The sequence below is a fragment of the Chitinophaga sp. genome, from assembly GCF_035564935.1.
GTDB lineage: Bacteria > Bacteroidota > Bacteroidia > Chitinophagales > Chitinophagaceae > Chitinophaga.
The window spans coordinates 1-4,179 of the sequence record NZ_DATMTE010000654.1 but is presented as its reverse complement, the minus strand read 5'-3'; the positions used below and the strand labels follow the sequence as shown (position 1 = coordinate 4,179).

3 protein-coding genes are annotated in these 4,179 nt (G+C 46.7%); all 3 read left to right on the top strand.

Features of this window, described 5'->3' with window-relative positions; translation table 11 throughout:
* Positions 1-246 precede the first annotated feature (246 nt).
* Positions 247-978 (top strand): Error-prone repair protein ImuA, encoded by a 732-nt coding sequence (locus tag VN105_RS16865; protein ID WP_325642699.1) that lies wholly within the window; start codon positions 247-249, stop codon positions 976-978.
* 1 nt (position 979) lies between these two features.
* Positions 980-2,482, top strand: a complete 1,503-nt coding sequence (locus VN105_RS16860) for a DNA polymerase Y family protein (protein ID WP_325642698.1) — start codon at positions 980-982, stop codon at positions 2,480-2,482.
* 14 nt (positions 2,483-2,496) lie between these two features.
* A partial coding sequence (locus VN105_RS16855) for a PHP domain-containing protein (protein ID WP_325642697.1) occupies positions 2,497-4,179 on the top strand: 1,683 nt, incomplete at its 3' end.

Sequence of the window (4,179 nt, the reverse complement as noted above, 5' to 3'; positions counted from 1 at the left end):
TTCTGATCAGGTAATTAAAATTACATTTTTCAAAAGAAATATTGATAATAAAGCGCTACCGGGAATACTAACGTTAACGACAATACGAAAATGTTATTATTTCTAACGCTTTTCGGGGTTATCTACATCATAGTATATCAGCTCTTATTTAGTTACATATTGTTGGAAAGAATATTGGTGAATTACTAACTAATTTAGTATTATTGCTAAATAAATTAGTTTTAAATATTAAAACAGCTGTTAACTATGCCAGCAGAAAAAGCAGCTATCATTGCCGGCCTGCAAAGGGATATTCTCCTTTTGCAAGGCTTTAAACAAGCCAGCAGTACGAGTGTGGATATGGGGCTTGGGCGGATTTCAGCAGCTTTTCCAAATGGAATATTTCCAACCGGTGTGATACATGAGTTTGTGAATACGGCAGCAGAACATGCTGCAGCTACCGCCGGATTTATAAGTGGATTACTGAATGCATTAATGCAAGGTGGCGGCGCCTGTATATGGATCAGTACCCGCCGTACACTTTTCCCGCCGGCATTGAAAGCCTTTGGAATAGCACCTGAACGGATCATTTTTGTAGACCTGGAACGTGAAAAAGATGTGCTCTGGGCAATGGAAGAAGCATTGAAATGCGAAGGACTGGCTGCTGTTATCGGGGAAGTGAAAGAAATCAGTTTTACGGCTTCCAGGCGCCTGCAACTGGCCGTAGAGCAGAGCAGGGTAACAGGATTTATTCTTCGCCGGGAAGCTGCCGCTTTGAATACTACCACCTGTGTTGCCCGCTGGCGTATTGCACCATTAACAAGCGAACCGGAAGAAGGCATGCCTGGTGTAGGATTTCCCCGATGGAATGTGGAACTGCTGAAGATCCGTAATGGTAAGCCCGGTGTATGGCAGATAGAATGGTTTTCCGGCAGGTTCCGGTTGGCGGCTGAGCATTTGCCATTGGTACAACCGGCGTTGATCCGCAAAATCGGGTAGTATGTCGAGGCGTTTTATTGCTATATGGTTCCCCCACCTGATGACGGACTGGTTAATCCGTTGCCGCCCGGTTTTACGGGATCAGGCTTTTGTACTGGCCATGCCCGATCATGGACGCATGATTGTTACGGCAGCCAGTATGGCTGCCCAGGCGCAGGGGATTACAAAAGGAATGGCGGTGGCAGATGCACGGGCACTTATAGGTAACCTGCAGGTAATTGATGATAAGCCAGGACAATCAGGCCGTATCCTGAGTGCTCTCGGGGAATGGGCTGTCCGTTTTACACCTGTAACCGCAACGGACCTTCCGGACGGGCTTATACTGGACGTTACAGGCTGTGCACATCTTTGGGGTGGCGAGCAATTATACATGGAAGATATAGTAAACCGGCTTACTCGCATCGGGTACCAGGTACGCACCGGAATGGCCGGTACTATAGGAGCCGCATGGGCGGTGTCCCGCTTTGGGGCAACATCTGCAATTGTACCCACCGGTGAACAATCCGTTGTATTAAGGGAAATGCCGCCCGCTGCATTACGACTGGAACCAGGCATTTGTGAGCGATTGATAAAATTGGGTTTACGCCAGGCAGGAAGTTTTGTGGATATGCCTCGTACTGTGCTGCGTCGTCGCTTTGGCCAGGAGCTGCTAATGCGTCTTGATCAGTTTACTGGACTGGAAAATGAAGTGATCCAGCCCTTACTGCCGGTTGAGCCTTACCAGGAACGGCTGCCATGCCTGGAACCTATTGTTACAGGTACAGGTATTGAAATAGCACTGAGGCGATTATTAGAGATGCTTTGTCAGCGCCTTCGCCAGGAAGAGAAAGGGCTTCGCAGCGCTCAGTTTAAATGTTATAAAGTAGATGGTGGTATTGAGCAACTGGACATCGGTACCGGACATCCATCACATAACGTGGGCCACCTGTTCAGGTTATTTGAATCTGGTATACCGGCACTTAAACCAGATCTGGGGATTGAACTGTTTATATTGGAAGCAGCTGTAGTGGAAGATGTACGCCCGTTACAGGAAACATTCTGGAATGCTGCAGGAGGACTGGAAGATGTAAGCATTGCAGAACTGATCGACCGGTTGGAAAGTAAAACCGGCAAAGGAACTGTTCGCCGCTACCTGCCGGCTGAACATCACTGGCCCGAATGGTCTGTTAAAGCAGTGAGCAGTCTTAGCGAAAAAACAACTGCCTCCTGGAAAACAGGCCGCCCCCGCCCTATCCAGTTGCTTTCCAAACCCGAACCAATAGAAGTAGCAGCACCCATACCGGATTATCCACCTATGCATTTTCGTTATAAAAACAAAGTGCATAAAGTAAAGAAAGCAGATGGGCCTGAGCGGATTGAAAGTGAATGGTGGCTACGGGAAGGACAACACCGGGATTACTACGTAGTAGAAGATGAAGCAGGTGGCCGCTATTGGATCTTCAGGCTGGGGCATTATACGGGGAACAAATCTTATTCCTGGTTTATACATGGCTTTTTTGCGTGAGAAAATGAGGAGATATGAGTTACACAGAATTACAGATTACTACCAACTTCAGCTTTTTAAGAGGAGCATCGCACCCGGAAGAGTTGGTGGAGCAGGCTGCCACTCTGGGTTATAAAGAATTAGCCATTACAGACCGCAACAGTCTGGCAGGTATTGTTCGGGCCCATGCTGCTGCAAGGAGCAGGGGCATACGTATTATCCCTGCCTGCCGGTTGGATCTGCTGGATGGCCCGTCATTGCTGGCTTATCCTACAGATACGCAGGCATATGGGCGTCTCTCCATGTTACTTACCAAAGGCAACCTGAGAACAGAAAAAGGCTTGTGTCATTTGTATAAAGCAGATGTATTTGAACATGCTGCAGGAATGAAATTTATTGCCTTGGCTCCTGCCATGTTGAATGAACAATTTGAATTTGATATCTCCTTCAACAAAGCCATAAAAGAGTACAAGGAGGCGCTGGGAAAGGATTTATATATCTCCGCCACCCGCTCCTACCAGGGAGATGATTTTAAGAAATTACATCGCCTGTCACAGTTCTCATCAAAATATAACATCCCTTTGGTGGCTACCGGCGATGTACATTATCATATTCCTGAACGCCGGCAGCTGCAGGATATTGTGACATGCATAAGGGAGAAATGTACCATTTATACTGCCGGCTATCGTTTGCATGAAAATGCTGAAAGATATTTAAAACCTCAGGAAGAAATGATACGGCTCTTCCGTCAATATCCGGATGCCATTCTACGTACAAAAGAGATAGCGGAGAGTTGTGGGTTTTCACTCGATTCACTTAAATATATTTACCCGGAAGAAATCACCAGCGAAGGCCGCACTCCGCAGGAGGAACTCACCCATTTGGCATGGCAGGGCGCCAAGGAATACTTCGGTGATGATATTCCGAAGAAAATTACCGAATCAATTCTTCATGAACTTTCGTTCATAAAAGAAATGAATTATGCGTCTTATTTCCTGACCGTATATGATATTGTACGTTTTGCCCGGCAGCAGGGAATCCTTTGCCAGGGCCGTGGTTCAGCCGCAAATTCCACAGTATGTTATTGCCTGGGTATTACTGCTGTGAATCCTACAAAAATTGATTTGCTGTTTGAACGTTTTATTTCCTCAGCCCGGAATGAACCGCCTGATATTGATGTGGATTTTGAACATGAGCGCCGGGAAGAAGTGATCCAATATATTTACGAAAAGTATGGCCGTGACCGTGCAGCCATTGTTGCTACCGTTACCCAGCAACGGCAAAAAGGCGCTATCCGTGATGTAGGTAAAGCAATGGGGCTATCTGTAGATACTATTAGCCGTCTTTCCGGCTCCGTATGGGAGTTTACATCCGATGAACCGGATGGAGAAAGCCTGGCAGAGCAGGGGTTTGATCCACGTGATCCGCATCTGCAGAAAATGCTGGAACTCACACGGCAGTTTATTGGATTTCCCCGTCAGCTTGGGCAACATACCGGTGGATTTGTTATTACAAAAGGAGCGCTCTCCAACCTGTGCCCTATTTTGAATGCACGAATGGAAAACAGGACCTGTATCGAATGGAACAAAGATGATATTGATGTACTTGGATTTCTTAAGATAGATGTGCTGGCATTGGGAATGCTTACCTGTATCCGCAAAGCCTTTGATCTTGCAAAAACACATCATGATCATCCTCTTACATTGGCCAGTGTTCCG

Bases quoted from the DNA above. Each gene is read 5' to 3' on its own strand.
- VN105_RS16860 (WP_325642698.1), top strand. From the start codon at position 980: ATGTCGAGGCGTTTTATTGCTATATGGTTCCCCCACCTGATGACGGAC.
- VN105_RS16865 (WP_325642699.1), top strand. From the start codon at position 247: ATGCCAGCAGAAAAAGCAGCTATCATTGCCGGCCTGCAAAGGGATATT.